A 17550-nucleotide genomic window follows, 5' to 3' on the forward strand; every position below is an offset into this window, starting at 1 on the left:
GGCGACAGGCACAAATCGGAGAGAAACTATGTTTGAACCAATGGAACTTACCAATGACGCGGTGATTAAAGTCATCGGCGTCGGCGGCGGCGGCGGTAATGCTGTTGAACACATGGTGCGCGAGCGCATTGAAGGTGTTGAATTCTTCGCGGTAAATACCGATGCACAAGCGCTGCGTAAAACAGCGGTTGGACAGACGATTCAAATCGGTAGCGGTATCACCAAAGGACTGGGAGCTGGCGCAAATCCAGAAGTTGGCCGTAATGCGGCTGATGAGGATCGCGATGCACTGCGTGCGGCGCTGGAAGGTGCAGACATGGTCTTTATTGCTGCGGGTATGGGTGGTGGTACCGGTACTGGTGCAGCACCAGTTGTCGCTGAAGTGGCAAAAGATTTGGGGATCCTGACCGTTGCTGTCGTGACTAAGCCTTTCAACTTTGAAGGCAAGAAGCGTATGGCATTCGCTGAGCAGGGGATCACTGAACTGTCCAAGCATGTGGACTCTCTGATCACTATCCCTAACGACAAACTGCTGAAAGTCTTGGGCCGCGGTATCTCCCTGCTGGATGCATTTGGCGCAGCGAACGATGTACTGAAAGGTGCTGTGCAAGGTATCGCTGAACTGATTACTCGTCCAGGCCTGATGAACGTGGACTTTGCAGACGTACGTACCGTAATGTCTGAAATGGGCTACGCAATGATGGGTTCTGGTGTGGCGAGCGGCGAAGACCGTGCGGAAGAAGCTGCTGAAATGGCAATCTCCTCTCCGCTGCTGGAAGATATCGATCTGTCTGGCGCGCGCGGCGTGCTGGTTAACATCACGGCGGGCTTCGACCTGCGTCTGGATGAGTTCGAAACGGTAGGTAACACCATCCGTGCATTTGCATCCGACAACGCAACTGTCGTTATCGGTACTTCTCTTGACCCGGATATGAATGACGAGCTGCGCGTAACCGTTGTTGCGACAGGTATCGGTATGGACAAACGTCCTGAAATCACCCTGGTGACCAATAAGCAGGTTCAGCAGCCAGTGATGGATCGCTACCAGCAGCACGGGATGGCACCGCTGACTCAGGAGCAGAAACCGGTTGCTAAAGTCGTGAATGACAACGCACCGCAAACTGCGAAAGAGCCGGATTATCTGGATATCCCAGCATTCCTGCGTAAGCAAGCTGATTAAGAATTGACTGGAATTTGGGTTTCGAGGCTCTTTGTGCTAAACTGGCCCGCCGAATGTATAGTACACTTCGGTTGGATAGGTAATTTGGCGAGATAATACGATGATCAAACAAAGGACACTTAAACGTATCGTTCAGGCGACGGGTGTCGGTTTACATACCGGCAAGAAAGTCACCCTGACGTTACGCCCTGCGCCGGCCAACACCGGGGTCATCTATCGTCGCACCGACTTGAATCCACCGGTAGATTTCCCGGCCGATGCCAAATCTGTGCGTGATACCATGCTCTGTACGTGTCTGGTCAACGAGCATGATGTACGGATTTCAACCGTAGAGCACCTCAATGCTGCTCTCGCGGGCCTGGGCATCGATAACATTGTTATCGAAGTTAACGCGCCGGAAATCCCGATCATGGACGGCAGCGCCGCTCCGTTTGTATACCTGCTGCTTGACGCCGGTATCGACGAGTTGAACTGCGCCAAGAAATTTGTTCGCATCAAAGAGACTGTTCGTGTCGAAGATGGCGATAAGTGGGCTGAATTTAAGCCGTACAATGGTTTTTCGCTGGATTTCACCATCGATTTTAACCATCCGGCTATTGATTCCAGCAACCAGCGCTATGCGATGAACTTCTCCGCTGATGCGTTTATGCGCCAGATCAGCCGTGCGCGTACGTTCGGTTTCATGCGTGATATCGAATATCTGCAGTCCCGTGGTTTGTGCCTGGGCGGCAGCTTCGATTGTGCCATCGTTGTTGACGATTATCGCGTACTGAACGAAGACGGCCTGCGTTTTGAAGACGAATTTGTGCGTCACAAAATGCTCGATGCGATCGGTGACTTGTTCATGTGTGGTCACAATATTATTGGTGCATTTACCGCTTATAAATCTGGTCATGCACTGAATAACAAACTGCTGCAGGCTGTCCTTGCAAAACAGGAAGCCTGGGAATATGTGACCTTCCAGGACGACGCAGAACTGCCGTTGGCCTTCAAAGCGCCTTCAGCCGTACTGGCATAACGACATTTATACTGTCGTATAAAATTCGACTGGCAAATCTGGCACTCTCTCCGGCCAGGTGAACCAGTCGTTTTTTTTTGAATTTTATAAGAACGATAAAAAACGGTGCGAACGCTGTTTTCTTAAGCACTTTTACGCACAACTTATCTTCATTCGTGCTGTGGACTTCAGGCTTTAATGATAAGATTTGTGCGCTAAATACGTTTGAATACGATCGGGATGGCAATAACGTGAGTGGAATACTGACGCGCTGGCGACAGTTTGGTAAACGCTACTTCTGGCCGCATCTCTTATTAGGGATGGTCGCGGCGAGTTTAGGTTTGCCTGCGCTCAGCAACGCCGCCGAACCAAACGCGCCCGCAAAAGCGACAACCCGCAACCACGAGCCTTCAGCCAAAGTTAACTTTGGTCAATTGGCCATGCTGGAAGCGAACACGCGCCGCCCGAATTCGAACTATTCCGTTGATTACTGGCATCAACATGCCATTCGCACGGTAATCCGTCATCTTTCCTTCGCAATGGCACCGCAAACGCTGCCCGTTGCTGAAGAATCTTTGTCTCTTCAGGCGCAACATCTTGCATTACTGGATACGCTCAGCGCGCTGTTGACCCAGGAAGGCACGCCGTCTGAAAAGGGTTATCGCATTGATTATGCGCATTTTACCCCACAAGCAAAATTCAGCACGCCCGTCTGGATAAGCCAGGCGCAAGGCATCCGTGCTGGCCCTCAACGCCTCAGCTAACAACAATAAACCTTTACTTCATTTTATTGACTCCGCAACGCGGGGCGTTTGAGATTTTATTATGCTAATCAAATTATTAACTAAAGTTTTCGGTAGTCGTAACGATCGCACCCTGCGCCGGATGCGCAAAGTCGTCAACATCATCAATGCCATGGAACCGGAGATGGAAAAACTCTCCGACGAAGAACTGAAAGGGAAAACCGCAGAGTTTCGTGCACGTCTGGAAAAAGGCGAAGTGCTGGAAAATCTGATCCCAGAAGCTTTCGCTGTGGTGCGTGAGGCAAGTAAGCGCGTCTTTGGTATGCGTCACTTCGACGTTCAGTTACTCGGCGGTATGGTTCTTAACGAACGCTGCATCGCGGAAATGCGTACCGGTGAAGGTAAAACCCTAACCGCAACGCTGCCTGCTTACCTGAACGCATTAACCGGTAAGGGGGTACACGTTGTTACCGTCAACGATTACCTGGCGCAACGTGACGCCGAAAACAACCGTCCGCTGTTTGAATTCCTTGGCCTGACAGTCGGCATCAACTTGCCGGGCATGCCAGCACCGGCAAAGCGCGAAGCTTACGCAGCTGACATCACTTACGGTACAAACAACGAATACGGCTTTGACTACCTGCGCGACAACATGGCATTCAGCCCTGAAGAACGTGTACAACGTAAACTGCACTATGCGCTGGTGGACGAAGTGGACTCCATCCTCATCGATGAAGCGCGTACACCGCTGATCATTTCCGGCCCGGCTGAAGACAGCTCGGAAATGTATAAACGCGTGAATAAAATTATTCCGCACCTGATCCGTCAGGAAAAAGAAGACTCCGAAACCTTCCAGGGCGAAGGCCACTTCTCGGTGGACGAAAAATCTCGCCAGGTGAACCTGACCGAACGTGGTCTGGTGCTGATTGAAGAACTGCTGGTGAAAGAAGGCATCATGGATGAAGGGGAGTCTCTGTACTCTCCGGCCAACATCATGCTGATGCACCACGTAACGGCGGCGCTGCGCGCTCATGCGCTGTTTACCCGAGACGTCGACTACATCGTTAAAGATGGTGAAGTTATCATCGTTGACGAACACACCGGTCGTACCATGCAGGGACGTCGTTGGTCCGATGGCCTGCATCAGGCAGTGGAAGCGAAAGAAGGAGTACAGATCCAGAACGAAAACCAGACGCTGGCGTCGATCACCTTCCAGAACTACTTCCGTTTGTATGAAAAACTGGCGGGCATGACCGGTACTGCTGATACCGAAGCTTTCGAATTTAGCTCAATCTACAAACTGGATACCGTTGTTGTTCCAACCAACCGTCCGATGATTCGTAAAGATCTGCCAGATCTGGTCTATATGACTGAAGCAGAAAAAATCCAGGCGATCATCGAAGATATCAAAGAGCGTACTGCGAAGGGCCAGCCAGTGCTGGTGGGTACTATCTCCATCGAAAAATCGGAATTGGTGTCAAACGAGCTGACCAAAGCCGGTATCAAACACAACGTTCTGAACGCCAAATTCCACGCTAACGAAGCAGCGATTGTTGCACAAGCGGGTTATCCGGCGGCGGTGACTATCGCGACTAACATGGCGGGTCGTGGTACAGATATTGTGCTCGGTGGTAGCTGGCAGGCAGAAGTTGCCGCGCTGGAAAATCCGACCGCAGAGCAAATTGAAAAAATCAAAGCCGACTGGCAGGTGCGTCACGATGCGGTACTGGCTGCAGGTGGTCTGCATATCATCGGTACAGAACGTCACGAATCTCGTCGTATCGATAACCAGCTACGCGGTCGTTCTGGGCGCCAGGGGGATGCCGGTTCTTCACGTTTCTACCTGTCGATGGAAGATGCGCTGATGCGTATTTTTGCTTCTGACCGTGTTTCCGGCATGATGCGTAAACTGGGTATGAAACCAGGCGAAGCCATCGAGCACCCGTGGGTGACCAAAGCGATTGCCAACGCTCAGCGTAAAGTTGAAAGCCGTAACTTCGATATTCGTAAGCAACTGCTGGAATATGATGACGTGGCTAACGATCAGCGTCGCGCTATTTATTCCCAGCGTAATGAACTGCTGGATGTCAGCGATGTGAGCGATACCATCAACAGCATTCGTGAAGATGTGTTCAAAGCGACCATCGATGCCTACATTCCGCCGCAGTCGCTGGAAGAAATGTGGGATATTCCGGGGCTGCAGGAACGTCTGAAGAACGATTTCGACCTCGATTTGCCGATTGCCGAGTGGCTGGACAAAGAGCCAGAACTGCATGAAGAGACGCTGCGTGAGCGTATTCTGGCGCAGTCCATCGAAGTGTATCAGCGTAAAGAAGAAGTGGTTGGCGCTGAGATGATGCGTCACTTCGAGAAAGGCGTCATGCTGCAAACGCTTGACTCCCTGTGGAAAGAGCACCTGGCGGCGATGGATTATCTGCGTCAAGGTATCCACCTGCGTGGCTATGCACAGAAAGATCCGAAGCAGGAATACAAACGTGAATCGTTCTCCATGTTTGCAGCGATGCTGGAGTCGCTGAAATATGAAGTCATCAGCACGCTGAGCAAAGTCCAGGTACGTATGCCTGAAGAGGTTGAAGAGCTGGAACAACAGCGTCGTATGGAAGCCGAGCGTTTAGCGCAAATGCAGCAGCTTAGCCATCAGGATGACGACTCTGCAGCCGCAGCTGCACTGGCGGCGCAAACCGGTGAACGCAAAGTAGGACGTAACGATCCTTGCCCGTGCGGTTCTGGTAAAAAATACAAGCAGTGCCATGGTCGCCTGCAATAAAGCTAACAGTTGAAGTAAAAGGCGCAGGATTCTGCGCCTTTTTTATAGGTTTAAGACAATGAAAAAGCTGCAAATTGCGGTAGGTATTATTCGCAACGAGAACAATGAAATCTTTATAACCCGTCGCGCCGCAGATGCGCACATGGCGAATAAACTGGAGTTTCCTGGCGGTAAAATTGAAATGGGCGAAACGCCGGAACAGGCGGTGGTGCGTGAACTTCAGGAAGAAGTCGGGATTACCCCACAACATTATTCGCTATTTGAAAAACTGGAATATGAATTCCCGGACAGGCATATAACACTGTGGTTCTGGCTGGTCGAAAGCTGGGAAGGGGAGCCGTGGGGTAAAGAAGGGCAGCCCAGTGAGTGGATTTCACAGGCCAGCCTCAATGCAGATGATTTTCCGCCAGCCAATGAACCGGTAATTGCGAAGCTTAAGTGTCTGTAGATCGGTTAAGGCATCCAACATTTACACTGGATGCCTGATGCGACGCTGGCGCGTCTTATCAGGCCTACAATTTTTTAACACATTGATATAAAAGATCTTGCAGGTCGGATAAGGCGTTCGCGCTGCATCCGACAACATCTCACCTTTTACACCCAATTACTTCTGCTCTTCGCTCCAGTCATCGCTTTCGGAAAGATCGCCACTGCTGGGGATTCGTTTTTCTTCAGCAGCCCATTCTCCTAGGTCGATCAGCTGACAACGTTTGGAACAAAATGGCCGAAACGGGCTGATTTCACCCCACACCACCGTTTTCCCGCAGGTTGGGCAATTCACCGTAATAGTTTCTGACATTTTTACTCCTTAGCAACAGGCCAGTTCGAAATCCAGACGTTCCGGTACCTGTCCGTTTTCACTGTCCAGCGGCATAAAACGAATGGCAAAACGGCTCTTATGACCGGAAATTTGCGGATAAAGCTGTGAATCGAGCGACAGATTCAGGCGCAGCAAGTCGGCATCGCCACCGTTATCCTGATAAAAACCATTCAGGCTGGTTTGTTTACGGAAGGGGGCCGACTGGCGAATTAAATCCAGCACCATGGTAAGTGCCTGGGTGAGCGGGTTCAGACTGGCAATCCAGGTTTCTACCTGGCTGTCGCGCTGCGCCTGGGGTAGATGCAGCCAAATGTGCAATGTAGGTAAATCAAAGCTACAACAGCCGCCTGGGATGCTCAGTCGCTGACGCACCAGAGCAATCAAACGATCTTCACGCAGAAATTGCCCGATACGCGGCGCGGAAATTAATACGCTCCCCGCCGCTTTTAACTGCTGAATTAATGCTTCAATACGGCTCTGGTCCACGCCAGGCACGCCAATCCAGGTCTGGAGTTTGCGCTGCTGGCGGTCAAGTTCTTTCAACAGCTCAGTACGGACTTCGCCGCGCTCGAAAACATCCAGTAATTCACTGACATTGCGGAAGAAATGCAGAGCGCCAGCGTAGTCAACGACGGGTAGATTAACGGTGAGTTGCTGAATCAAAAACTCAATGCGCAGCCATGTACGCATTTTTTCATTTAGTGGATGTTCAAAAAGGACCTGGGTCTGCATTACGGTTTTTCCTGTGAGACAAACTGCGACGCAAGCTGCAAATAGTGTGCGTGCAGGCGGGCAACATCCGATGCGATAGCATCCGGTGCGCCGTTATTATCAATGACGTCATCTGCCACGGCAAGGCGGGCTTCGCGCGTTGCCTGAGCAGCAAGAATTTGTTCAACATGCTCGCGAGTGACATCATCGCGCTGCATGGTGCGTTTAAGTTGCGTTTCTGGGCTGACATCCACCACCAGCACTCGATTCGCTTTTTTATACAATGAGTTTTCTACCAGCAATGGCACAACCCAAAGTACATAGGGGGAAGATGCTTGCTGGATCTGGTGTTGCGTCTCTTGCTGAATCAGCGGATGTAGCAGGGCGTTAAGCCAGTTTTTCTCTTCCGGGTTGGCGAAAATCCGCTCGCGCAAGGCCCGGCGCTGCAATGTTCCATCAGCAGCAATCATGTTAGCGCCAAAGTGATCAGCAATGGCATGTAGCGCAGGTGCACCTGGTTCAACCACCTGACGCGCAATAATATCGGCATCAATGACGTTAATTCCGAGATCAGCAAACGCATTGGCAACGGTACTCTTGCCACTGCCAATGCCTCCCGTTAAGGCAACTATATACCTCATAATTTATATTCCCGGGAATTCATCATGATTATCAAAACGTTAAAAATGAGCGCACGAAAGCGAAATTGATGAAACGTTCGCTCACTATTTACCAGGTAAATTTATGGGATTGTAGCGTAAAAAAAGACAATTTCGCAGTCTTGCGCCGCATTGATTAGTGCGTATGATAGCGTCACTGGAGTTGCGCTCTTACCCTTATAGCCATTAACCCCAGGAATCCGCACATGCGTATTGAAGAAGATCTGAAGTTAGGTTTTAAAGACGTTCTCATCCGCCCTAAACGCTCCACTCTTAAAAGCCGTTCCGATGTTGAACTGGAACGTCAATTCACCTTCAAACATTCAGGTCAGAGCTGGTCCGGCGTGCCGATTATCGCCGCAAATATGGACACCGTAGGCACATTTTCTATGGCCTCTGCGCTGGCTTCTTTTGATATTCTGACTGCTGTGCATAAACACTATTCTGTCGAAGAGTGGCAAGCGTTTATCAACAATTCTTCCGCTGATGTGCTGAAACATGTGATGGTTTCTACCGGCACGTCAGATGCGGATTTCGAAAAAACTAAACAGATTCTCGACCTGAACCCGGCATTAAACTTCGTTTGTATTGATGTGGCGAATGGTTATTCTGAACACTTCGTGCAGTTCGTTGCGAAAGCGCGTGAAGCGTGGCCGACCAAAACCATTTGTGCTGGCAACGTCGTGACAGGTGAAATGTGTGAGGAGCTTATCCTCTCCGGTGCTGATATCGTTAAAGTTGGCATTGGCCCCGGTTCTGTTTGTACAACTCGCGTCAAAACAGGCGTCGGTTATCCGCAACTTTCTGCGGTGATCGAATGTGCCGATGCTGCGCATGGTCTGGGCGGAATGATCGTCAGCGACGGTGGCTGCACCACGCCGGGCGATGTCGCGAAAGCCTTTGGCGGCGGTGCCGATTTCGTCATGCTTGGCGGCATGCTGGCGGGCCACGAAGAGAGCGGCGGTCGCATCGTTGAGGAGAACGGCGAGAAATTTATGCTGTTCTACGGCATGAGCTCCGAGTCTGCGATGAAACGTCACGTTGGCGGCGTTGCGGAATATCGCGCAGCAGAAGGTAAAACCGTTAAGCTGCCGCTGCGAGGCCCGGTTGAAAATACCGCGCGTGATATTTTGGGCGGCCTGCGTTCAGCTTGTACATACGTTGGGGCTTCACGCCTGAAAGAGCTGACCAAGCGCACTACGTTTATCCGTGTACAGGAACAAGAAAACCGCATCTTCAACAATCTGTAATCTCCCAATGCTGGCGTGGAGTAACACGCCAGCGTTATCCCATCCCACTCATCGCATCGCCTAAATGGAAAATTGGCAAATACATTGCCACCACTAGCGTACCGATAATTCCTCCCGTTATGACCAGCAACACCGGTTCGAGCAAGGCTGCAAGGTTATCCGCCAGCGCCATGGTGTTATCCCGATGATGACGGGCGAGGTTGTCTAACATGAGATCCAGCGAACCGGATGCCTCTCCTGTTCTCACTAATTGCAAACAGAGCGGGCTAAACTCACCGGCATTTTTTAGCGCCAGCCAGATGGGATGACCGTTACTGATATCGTGCTGGATTTGTGTCAGAAGTTGCTCCCAGTACGGACAGCGCATTGTTGCTCTGACGCTCTCTACGCCCTGTAAAAAAGTAATGCCTGCACTTTGTGTCAGCGCCAGAATCGTAAAGATCTGCGTGAGTTTTTGCCCTCGCATCAGTGAACCCATAATTGGGATGCGTAACAGTGATTTTTGCCTCACGATGAGCCAGGTCGGGCGGCGCACCAGCAACTTATTGGCTATTGCCAGCAGTAAGCCGAACAACAGCAGCAGCCAGCCCCATTCGCCACTAAAGTCTGCCAGCGTCATGATCCCCTGCGTTAGCGCCGGTAATGGGGTGTTAAAGGTCTTGTAGATAGCAGCAAACTCCGGCAGTACAAAATGCAGCATTGCCACAACCACCATGATTGCCATCGCTAAAATGATGATGGGATAACGCAACGCTGATTTCACTTTATCGGCTAACTGACGCTGGGCTTTTTGCTGTCGAGCAAGTTCAAAGCAACATTCATCTAACTTACCGGTCAATTCCCCCGTGCGGATCATTGCCTGATAGAGCGGCGGAAACACCTCTGACCAGGGTAATAAGGCATTGGAAAAGGCAACGCCCTGTTCGAGATCGAGCGCCAGTGATTGCAGCAACGCTTGCCATTGCTTACTGGGATGCTGTTCCGCCAGCAGTGCCAGCCCTTCAGAAAGCGTTAACCCGGCTTTGAGTAGCGTCGCCAGTTGATGAATGACTTCCGCGCTTTTATCTCCTCGCCACTGCGCAGAATTGATGGCGATTCGCTTCAGGCTAAGTGGGGTAACCATCTGTTGCTGTAGTGCTATGAGCAGCAAAGCACGGCTCTCTGCCCATAGCATCCCATCTTGCGCATTGCCGTCGCCGGTTATGCCACGCCAGCGCCAGAGTTGCTTACTCGCCATACGGCATTCCCAATACGCGGATTAACTCTTCAAAGGTGGTTAAGCCTTGCTCCACGGCCAGGCAGCCGTTTTCAAAAAGCGTTCGCATACCCGCCTGTCGGGCGTGCGTTTCCAGCGATTCAACGTCGGTATTAGCGGAAATAAGCTGACGTATGAATGGTGTTATGGGCAGAACTTCAAATAAGGCCGTGCGACCATAAAAACCGTGGTAGCAATGTACACAACCGGGTGCTTGCCAGCGGGGCAGCGGCGACGGCCATACATTGTCTGGAATATGGATGGGCTCCCCTTGCTGCAGGCGGCAATGTGGGCAAAGTTTGCGTACCAGACGCTGGGCTATTACCAGCGTAAGCGCCGATGAGAGCATCCAGCGGGCTACTCCCATTTGCTGTAAACGTACCAGCGTTTCGCAGGTGGAATTGGTGTGTAGGGTAGACAACACCAGGTGGCCCGTTTGCGCGGCTTTAATGGCAATTTCTGCCGTTTCGCCATCGCGGATCTCTCCGATCATGATGACGTCAGGATCCTGGCGCAGCAACGCACGCAAAACACCCTGAAAGGTGAGCCCGGCACGCGGATGGATTTGTGTCTGGTTTAGCCCTGCTATGGGGATCTCAATCGGATCTTCCACGCTGCAAATATTAATATCAGCGGTATTTAGCGTTTGCAGGGCGCTATACAGCGTGACCGTTTTGCCGCTGCCAGTAGGGCCAGTTACCAGCACCAATCCCTGTGGTTGCTGCAAGGCGTAGGTAAAGTCAGTCAGTTGTGATGGTTGCATCCCCAGCGTGTTGATATCCAGCGCCTGGTCCACCTGCTGTAACAACCGTAATACCACCTTTTCACCGCCGCGACATGGCAAGGTAGCAATGCGAAATGAGACGGCGTTCCCGCCCAGTTCGACAGTGAATTGCCCGTCCTGTGGCAGGCGATGTTCCGCGATATCCAGGTTGCCCAGCACTTTTAATCTGGCGGTTAATGCGACTCCGGCATCCGGTAAAACATCCGGTAAAGGATGCAATACACCGTCGATACGCAAGCGGATGCGGTAGGCATTGTCCGCTGGTTCGATATGAATATCAGACGCGCGTTGTTCCAGCGCAGATTGTAACGTTCGAGTCAGCAACTCTGCTTTGGGCTGATGCTTCTCATGAATAGCTACGGGCAATGTCTGTTGGGTGCGACTGGCGTGACCTTCCATTTGTTGGCGCGTCCAGCAGGTGATCTCAATACGTTTGGTGGTAGCGAAATGCAATGCGTCCAGTAGCTCATGCGAAGGGGCATCGACCACCGCAACATGAACCACCTCTTCGCTGGCATCCAGCAAGACTCCCTGATAACGCAGACACAGGGCGGTGAGCTGTGGAATATTCATTGCCGCTCCTTAGTTGGCGTCATCAAAGCGAAAGACATCTTCGCAGGCTTGCTGCAATGCGCTGTCACTTTGAATATTGCAGTTGCGCGTCCAGCCGGTGACGCCGTTTGCGTTATCCCAACCCGGTGTCATGACGACGTTTAGCCCATTGAGACTTTCTTGCCCGGTCAGCGACACCACGCCCTTTGCCACACTCATGGCTGAAACATAGCGGGTGGTGGTAGGCGAGGGAATGCCATTGCTGCCACCGTCGCAGGTATCTAATCCACCATGTTCCAGCGCGCACAACTCTACGGCGGTACGGTAAGGCACAAAGGTTTGTAGCATGTCGGTGAGTGCGGCTTTGCGCAGGTAGTTTTGATAAGCGGGAATACCAATGGCGCTTAAAATGGCAATGATGCCAATAACCACCATCAGTTCGATAAGTGTAAAACCGCGTTGCTTGTCCATTTGTTTCGCTCCTTGATTTGGTTGGCGCTACTTTGGCAAACGCCATCAGCACAAGCGAGGGGCAAAAAACGAAACGGGAAAGCAGCTTCCGGAGTTTTTTATTACGTTGCAGCGAAAGACAAGAAATTTGCGAGGCGTTACGAAGAAAGTTGGGAAAGGGGAGATTATCCGCCCGCGATGGAGCGGATAAATCTGTCAGCAATCAGCGAAAACGCATTGAAAGGTCGAGTGCCTGTACGTGTTTAGTTAGCGCACCGACGGAGATAAAGTCCACGCCCGTTTCGGCAAATTCGCGCAGTGTTTTGTCAGTGACGTTGCCAGACACTTCCAGTAGCGCCTTGCCGTTGGTGCGTTTGACGGCTTCGCGCATCTGTTCTGTTTCGAAGTTATCCAGCATGATGATATCGGCACCTGCTTTCAGGGCTTCATCAAGTTCTTCCAGATTCTCTACTTCGACTTCTACTGGCGCATCTGGGTGCAGCCAGGACGCTTTTTCGACCGCCTGGCGCACTGAGCCGGAGGCAATAATATGGTTTTCTTTGATCAGGAAGGCATCAGAAAGCCCCAGGCGGTGATTCGCTCCGCCGCCGCAAAGTACCGCGTATTTCAGAGCTGAACGCAGGCCGGGTAAGGTTTTGCGCGTATCCAACAACTGCGTGTTGGTGCCCTCCAGTAATTCGACATAGTGGCGTACCTTACTGGCAACCCCTGAAAGGGTTTGCACAAAATTAAGTGCAGTGCGTTCGCCCGTTAACAGCACGCGGGATGGGCCTTCAAGTTCGAACAAGGGTTGATTAGCGTTGATGACATCGCCGTCATCCACATGCCAGATTATGGTGACATCGTCGCCTGCCAGTTGAATAAACACCTCTTCAACCCAGCGTTTGCCGCAAAATACGCCATTCTCGCGTGTGATCACTGTGGCATGAGAGCGAGAGTTTTCCGGTAAAAGTTTTGCCGTAATGTCATTGTTGGCATCGACTGTTCCGCCTAAATCTTCCCGCAGCGCCTGGGCCACCGCGCCGGGGATATCGAGATTAATGCGTTCCAGCAGCTCGTCACGTCGGGTGTCAGGGTTATAGCGGCGAGGCGGCATGTTAAAACTCCAGATAGCTAACGAATCATAAGGTAGAAACATGCTACTCTGAACCGGGTATTAGCACCACATATAAGGAGATCCTGCATGTTGTTAGAACAGGGGTGGCTGGTTGGCGCGCGCCGCGTTCCCTCACCACATTACGATTGCCGCCCGGATGACGAAACACCCACCCTGCTGGTGGTGCACAATATTAGCCTGCCGCCAGGCGAGTTTGGCGGTCCGTGGATCGACGCATTATTCACTGGAACTATTGATCCGCAGGCACATCCTTTCTTTGCTGAGATCGCCCATTTGCGCGTCTCCGCTCACTGTTTGATTCGCCGCGATGGTGAAATAGTCCAGTATGTTCCTTTCGATAAACGTGCCTGGCATGCCGGAGTCTCTCAGTATCAGGGGCGCGAACGCTGCAATGATTTTTCTATTGGGATTGAGCTGGAAGGCACCGATACGCTGGCGTATACCGATGCGCAGTATCAACAGCTTGCGGCGGTTACGCGGGCACTGATTGATCGCTATCCAGATATCGCTAATAACATGACGGGCCATTGTGATATTGCGCCGGATCGGAAAACCGATCCCGGTCCTGCATTTGATTGGGCACGGTTTCGTGCGCTGGTCAGCAAGGAGACAACATGACGCTATTTACAACCTTACTGGTGTTAATTTTCGAGCGCCTGTTTAAGTTGGGCGAGCACTGGCAGCTTGATCATCGTCTTGAAGCGTTCTTTCGGCGGGTGAAACATTTTTCTCTCGGGCGCACGTTATGCATGACCATTATTGCGATGGGCGTGACTTTTTTACTGTTACGCGCATTGCAGGGTGTATTGTTCAACGTTCCCACGTTGCTGGTGTGGCTGCTGATTGGTTTGCTGTGTATTGGCGCAGGTAAAGTTCGTCTTCATTATCATGCTTATCTGACAGCTGCTTCACGTAATGATAGCCATGCCCGTGCCACGATGGCTGGCGAACTCACCATGATTCACGGCGTCCCGGCAGGCTGCGATGAACGTGAGTATTTGCGTGAGCTGCAAAATGCATTGCTGTGGATTAACTTTCGTTTTTATCTTGCTCCGCTGTTCTGGCTGATTGTGGGGGGAACCTGGGGACCCGTTACGCTGATGGGGTATGCGTTTTTGCGTGCATGGCAATACTGGCTGGCGCGATACCAGACGCCGCATCATCGTTTACAGTCCGGCATTGATGCCGTGCTTCATGTACTGGATTGGGTGCCGGTTCGTCTTGCGGGTGTGGTATATGCCTTGATCGGTCATGGTGAGAAAGCGTTACCGGCCTGGTTTGCTTCGCTGGGTGATTTCCATACTTCGCAATATCAGGTATTAACGCGTCTGGCACAGTTCTCTCTGGCGCGTGAACCGCATGTCGATAAGGTGGAGACGCCAAAGGCAGCGGTTTCCATGGCGAAGAAAACCTCGTTCGTGGTCGTGGTGGTAATTGCGCTACTGACGATTTACGGGGCGTTGGTGTAAAGATTATTGCCCTCACCCTGCACGGGTGAGGGCGTAGAGAGATTAATGCGCTTTTACGGCTTTGGCGGTTTTCTCTTTAAACAGATAGCCGATACCTAACACGATCAGCCATACCGGGATCAGGTATACCGAAATCGCCATTCCTGGGGTCATCAGCATAATCACCAGTACCGCCGCCATAAACAGCAGGCAGATCCAGTTACCCAGCGGATAAAGCAGAGCAGGGAAGCGAGTTACCACACCTTGTTCCTGCTTGGCGCGACGGAATTTCATATGCGCCAGGCTGATCATCGCCCAGTTGATCACGAGTGCAGATACTACCAGTGCCATTAACAGTCCGAATGCGGATTCCGGTGCAAGGTAGTTAATCAGCACGCACAATGCTGTAACCAGCGCGGAAACCAGAATGGTGTTAACCGGTACGCCGCGTTTGTCGACAGACGCTAGCGCTTTTGGCGCGTTGCCCTGTTGTGCCAGCCCAAATAGCATACGGCTGTTGCAATATACGCAGCTGTTGTACACGGAGAGCGCAGCAGTCAGTACTACGATGTTTAGCGCATTCGCCACAAAGGTATCGCCCAATTCGTGGAAGATCAGTACAAACGGACTGGTATCAGCGGTAACGCGGGTCCATGGCATCAGCGAGAGCAGAACGGCTAACGAACCAATATAGAAAATCAGGATGCGGTAGATAACCTGGTTAGTCGCTTTTGGAATGCTTTGCTCCGGATTATCAGCTTCTGCTGCGGTGATCCCCACCAGTTCCAGACCGCCGAAAGAGAACATGATAATCGCCATCATCATCACCAGTCCGGTAAAGCCGTGCGGCAGGAAACCACCCTGATCCCACAGGTTGCTAACGCTCGCCTGCGGGCCGCCGTTGCCGCTGAATAGCAGCCAGCCGCCGAAGATGATCATCGCCACCACTGCGATAACTTTGATAATGGCAAACCAGAACTCCATCTCGCCAAACACTTTTACGTTTGTCAGGTTGATGGCGTTGATCACCACAAAGAACACGGCGGCAGAAACCCAGGTGGGGATTTCCGGATACCAGAACTGAATGTATTTACCCACGGCAGTCAGCTCTGCCATGGCAACTAAAACGTACAGTACCCAGTAGTTCCAGCCAGAAGCGAAACCGGCAAAGCTACCCCAGTATTTATAAGCAAAGTGGCTAAAGGAGCCTGCGACAGGTTCTTCGACCACCATTTCACCTAGCTGACGCATGATCAGAAAGGCGATAAAACCAGCAATGGCGTAACCCAGGATAATCCCTGGCCCTGCGGACTGTATTACGGAGGCGCTACCCAGAAATAGCCCGGTCCCTATCGCGCCACCCAGCGCGATAAGCTGAATATGGCGGTTTTTAAGGCCGCGCTTTAGCTGCTCGCCGTGCTGTTGACCTTCCATCATGAAACCTCGTGCGGTGATTGTTTTTTTGATCTACGCAGTGATGCGTGTGTAAGTTTGCAATTCCGTTTTTTGTATTAATTTGTTTACATCAAAGACGTTTGAATTGTTACAAAAGGACTTCCGTCAGATCAAGAATAATGGTATGCGGCAGCGAATGCACCCGCTTTATGCATGGTTGAAGATGAGTTGCTTAAAAAGGAACCGTTTGTAAAGGTCAGCCTCAAATCCCCTCAACATACAAAATGAATATAAATTCATTATTTTTGAATTAAAAATCGATAAATTGGTAAGTGAATCGGTTCAATTCGGATTTTTATAGTTTAATAATCGTTAAAAAATCCCTTTCCTACGTAAAGTCTTCATTTGTGCATAGTTACAACTTTGAAACGTTATATATGTCAAGTTGTTAAAATGTGCACAGTTTCATGATTTCAATCAAAACCTGTATGGACATGAGGTGAATACTTTGTTACTTTAGCGTCACAGACATGAAATTGGTAAGACCAATTGACTTCGGCAAGTGGCTTAAGACAGGAACTCATGGCCTACAGCAAAATCCGCCAACCAAAACTCTCCGATGTGATTGAGCAGCAACTGGAGTTTTTGATCCTCGAAGGCACACTCCGCCCGGGCGAAAAACTCCCACCGGAACGCGAACTGGCGAAACAGTTCGACGTCTCCCGTCCCTCCTTGCGTGAGGCGATTCAACGTCTCGAAGCAAAGGGCTTGTTGCTTCGTCGCCAGGGTGGCGGCACTTTTGTTCAGAGCAGCCTCTGGCAAAGTTTCAGCGATCCGCTGGTGGAGCTGCTCTCCGACCATCCTGAATCACAGTATGACTTGCTCGAAACACGACACGCCCTGGAAGGTATCGCCGCCTATTACGCCGCGCTGCGTAGTACCGATGAAGACAAGGAACGCATCCGTGAACTCCACCACGCTATAGAGCTGGCGCAGCAGTCTGGCGATCTGGACGCGGAATCAAACGCCGTACTCCAGTATCAGATTGCCGTCACCGAAGCAGCTCACAATGTGGTTCTGCTTCATCTGCTAAGGTGTATGGAGCCGATGTTGGCTCAGAATGTCCGTCAGAACTTCGAATTGCTCTATTCGCGTCGCGAGATGCTGCCGCTGGTGAGTAGTCACCGCACTCGCATATTCGAAGCGATTATGGCCGGTAAGCCGGAAGAAGCACGCGAAGCATCGCATCGCCATCTGGCCTTTATCGAAGAAATTTTGCTCGACAGAAGCCGTGAAGAGAGCCGCCGTGAGCGTTCTCTGCGTCGTCTGGAACAACGAAAGAATTAGTGATTTTTCTGGTAAAAATTATCCAGAAGATGT

18 protein-coding genes are annotated in these 17550 nt (G+C 51.4%); 10 read left to right on the forward strand and 8 right to left on the reverse strand.

Annotation, left to right across the window (positions count from 1 at the left end; all coding sequences use genetic code 11):
* Positions 1-28 precede the first annotated feature (28 nt).
* The 5 genes from ftsZ to mutT all read left to right on the forward strand — a co-directional run bounded on the left by ftsZ (position 29) and on the right by mutT (position 6156).
* Positions 29-1180: a cell division protein FtsZ gene (ftsZ, locus tag FQZ95_RS11460; protein ID WP_000462776.1), complete on the forward strand. Its 1152-nt coding sequence runs from the start codon at positions 29-31 to the stop codon at positions 1178-1180.
* 100 nt (positions 1181-1280) lie between these two features.
* Positions 1281-2198, forward strand: coding sequence for a UDP-3-O-acyl-N-acetylglucosamine deacetylase (lpxC, locus tag FQZ95_RS11465; protein WP_000595482.1), 918 nt, complete (start codon positions 1281-1283; stop codon positions 2196-2198).
* Between the two features lie 230 nt (positions 2199-2428).
* Positions 2429-2941: a secA translation cis-regulator SecM gene (gene secM, locus FQZ95_RS11470; RefSeq protein ID WP_088541444.1), complete on the forward strand. Its 513-nt coding sequence runs from the start codon at positions 2429-2431 to the stop codon at positions 2939-2941.
* Between the two features lie 61 nt (positions 2942-3002).
* Complete coding sequence (gene secA, locus FQZ95_RS11475; protein ID WP_000905777.1) at positions 3003-5708, forward strand: preprotein translocase subunit SecA; 2706 nt, start codon at positions 3003-3005, stop codon at positions 5706-5708.
* A 58-nt stretch (positions 5709-5766) separates the two neighbouring features.
* The gene (mutT, locus tag FQZ95_RS11480) at positions 5767-6156 is read left to right on the forward strand and encodes an 8-oxo-dGTP diphosphatase MutT (protein ID WP_088541443.1); all 390 of its coding nucleotides are present in this window, start codon (positions 5767-5769) and stop codon (positions 6154-6156) included.
* A 156-nt stretch (positions 6157-6312) separates the two neighbouring features.
* On the opposite strand, the gene yacG is transcribed toward mutT, so the two are convergent.
* Genes yacG through coaE form a run of 3 tightly spaced genes read right to left on the reverse strand, consistent with a single transcriptional unit; the run spans position 6313 to position 7880 of the window.
* Positions 6313-6507, reverse strand: coding sequence for a DNA gyrase inhibitor YacG (gene yacG, locus FQZ95_RS11485; RefSeq protein WP_000005043.1), 195 nt, complete (start codon positions 6505-6507; stop codon positions 6313-6315).
* A 9-nt stretch (positions 6508-6516) separates the two neighbouring features.
* Entirely contained in the window at positions 6517-7260 is a 744-nt protein-coding gene (gene zapD / locus FQZ95_RS11490; RefSeq protein WP_001194743.1) for a cell division protein ZapD, read from the reverse strand.
* Entirely contained in the window at positions 7260-7880 is a 621-nt protein-coding gene (coaE, locus tag FQZ95_RS11495) for a dephospho-CoA kinase (protein ID WP_001269512.1), read from the reverse strand. The genes zapD and coaE overlap by 1 nt, the downstream gene beginning before the upstream one ends.
* 24 nt (positions 7881-7904) lie before the next feature.
* On the opposite strand from coaE, the gene FQZ95_RS26130 reads away from it, so the two are divergent.
* Positions 7905-7949, forward strand: coding sequence for a protein YacM (locus FQZ95_RS26130; RefSeq protein ID WP_120795372.1), 45 nt, complete (start codon positions 7905-7907; stop codon positions 7947-7949).
* A gap of 155 nt (positions 7950-8104) precedes the next feature.
* Complete coding sequence (guaC, locus tag FQZ95_RS11500; RefSeq protein ID WP_001217338.1) at positions 8105-9148, forward strand: GMP reductase; 1044 nt, start codon at positions 8105-8107, stop codon at positions 9146-9148.
* 34 nt (positions 9149-9182) lie between these two features.
* On the opposite strand, the gene hofC is transcribed toward guaC, so the two are convergent.
* The 4 genes from hofC to nadC form a co-directional block, all read right to left on the reverse strand.
* Entirely contained in the window at positions 9183-10385 is a 1203-nt protein-coding gene (gene hofC / locus FQZ95_RS11505; protein WP_088541442.1) for a protein transport protein HofC, read from the reverse strand.
* Positions 10375-11760, reverse strand: coding sequence for a type II secretion system protein GspE (gspE, locus tag FQZ95_RS11510; protein ID WP_088541441.1), 1386 nt, complete (start codon positions 11758-11760; stop codon positions 10375-10377). Before gspE ends, hofC begins: the two co-directional genes overlap by 11 nt.
* A gap of 9 nt (positions 11761-11769) precedes the next feature.
* Positions 11770-12210, reverse strand: coding sequence for a prepilin peptidase-dependent pilin (gene ppdD, locus FQZ95_RS11515; protein ID WP_160530198.1), 441 nt, complete (start codon positions 12208-12210; stop codon positions 11770-11772).
* Positions 12211-12412: 202 nt separating this feature from the next.
* The gene (gene nadC, locus FQZ95_RS11520; protein ID WP_001135168.1) at positions 12413-13306 is read right to left on the reverse strand and encodes a carboxylating nicotinate-nucleotide diphosphorylase; all 894 of its coding nucleotides are present in this window, start codon (positions 13304-13306) and stop codon (positions 12413-12415) included.
* Between the two features lie 87 nt (positions 13307-13393).
* Between nadC and ampD the strand changes: the two genes are divergently transcribed.
* Together ampD and ampE are read left to right on the forward strand one after the other, a co-directional pair.
* A complete protein-coding gene (ampD, locus tag FQZ95_RS11525) occupies positions 13394-13945 on the forward strand; it encodes a 1,6-anhydro-N-acetylmuramyl-L-alanine amidase AmpD (RefSeq protein ID WP_000923726.1) in 552 nt (183 codons plus the stop codon).
* On the forward strand, positions 13942-14796 hold the full coding sequence (ampE, locus tag FQZ95_RS11530) for a beta-lactamase regulator AmpE (RefSeq protein ID WP_000171983.1): 855 nt from the start codon (positions 13942-13944) through the stop codon (positions 14794-14796). The genes ampD and ampE overlap by 4 nt, the downstream gene beginning before the upstream one ends.
* Positions 14797-14838: 42 nt before the next feature.
* Here ampE and aroP read toward each other — a convergent pair whose 3' ends face one another.
* Entirely contained in the window at positions 14839-16212 is a 1374-nt protein-coding gene (aroP, locus tag FQZ95_RS11535; RefSeq protein ID WP_000969912.1) for an aromatic amino acid transporter AroP, read from the reverse strand.
* Positions 16213-16752: 540 nt separating this feature from the next.
* Here aroP and pdhR point away from each other — a divergent pair.
* Positions 16753-17517: a pyruvate dehydrogenase complex transcriptional repressor PdhR gene (gene pdhR, locus FQZ95_RS11540; RefSeq protein WP_000331776.1), complete on the forward strand. Its 765-nt coding sequence runs from the start codon at positions 16753-16755 to the stop codon at positions 17515-17517.
* Positions 17518-17550: the final 33 nt, after the last annotated feature.

Origin of the sequence: Escherichia sp. HH41S (assembly GCF_009820115.1) — a bacterium.
GTDB lineage: Bacteria > Pseudomonadota > Gammaproteobacteria > Enterobacterales > Enterobacteriaceae > Escherichia > Escherichia coli_F.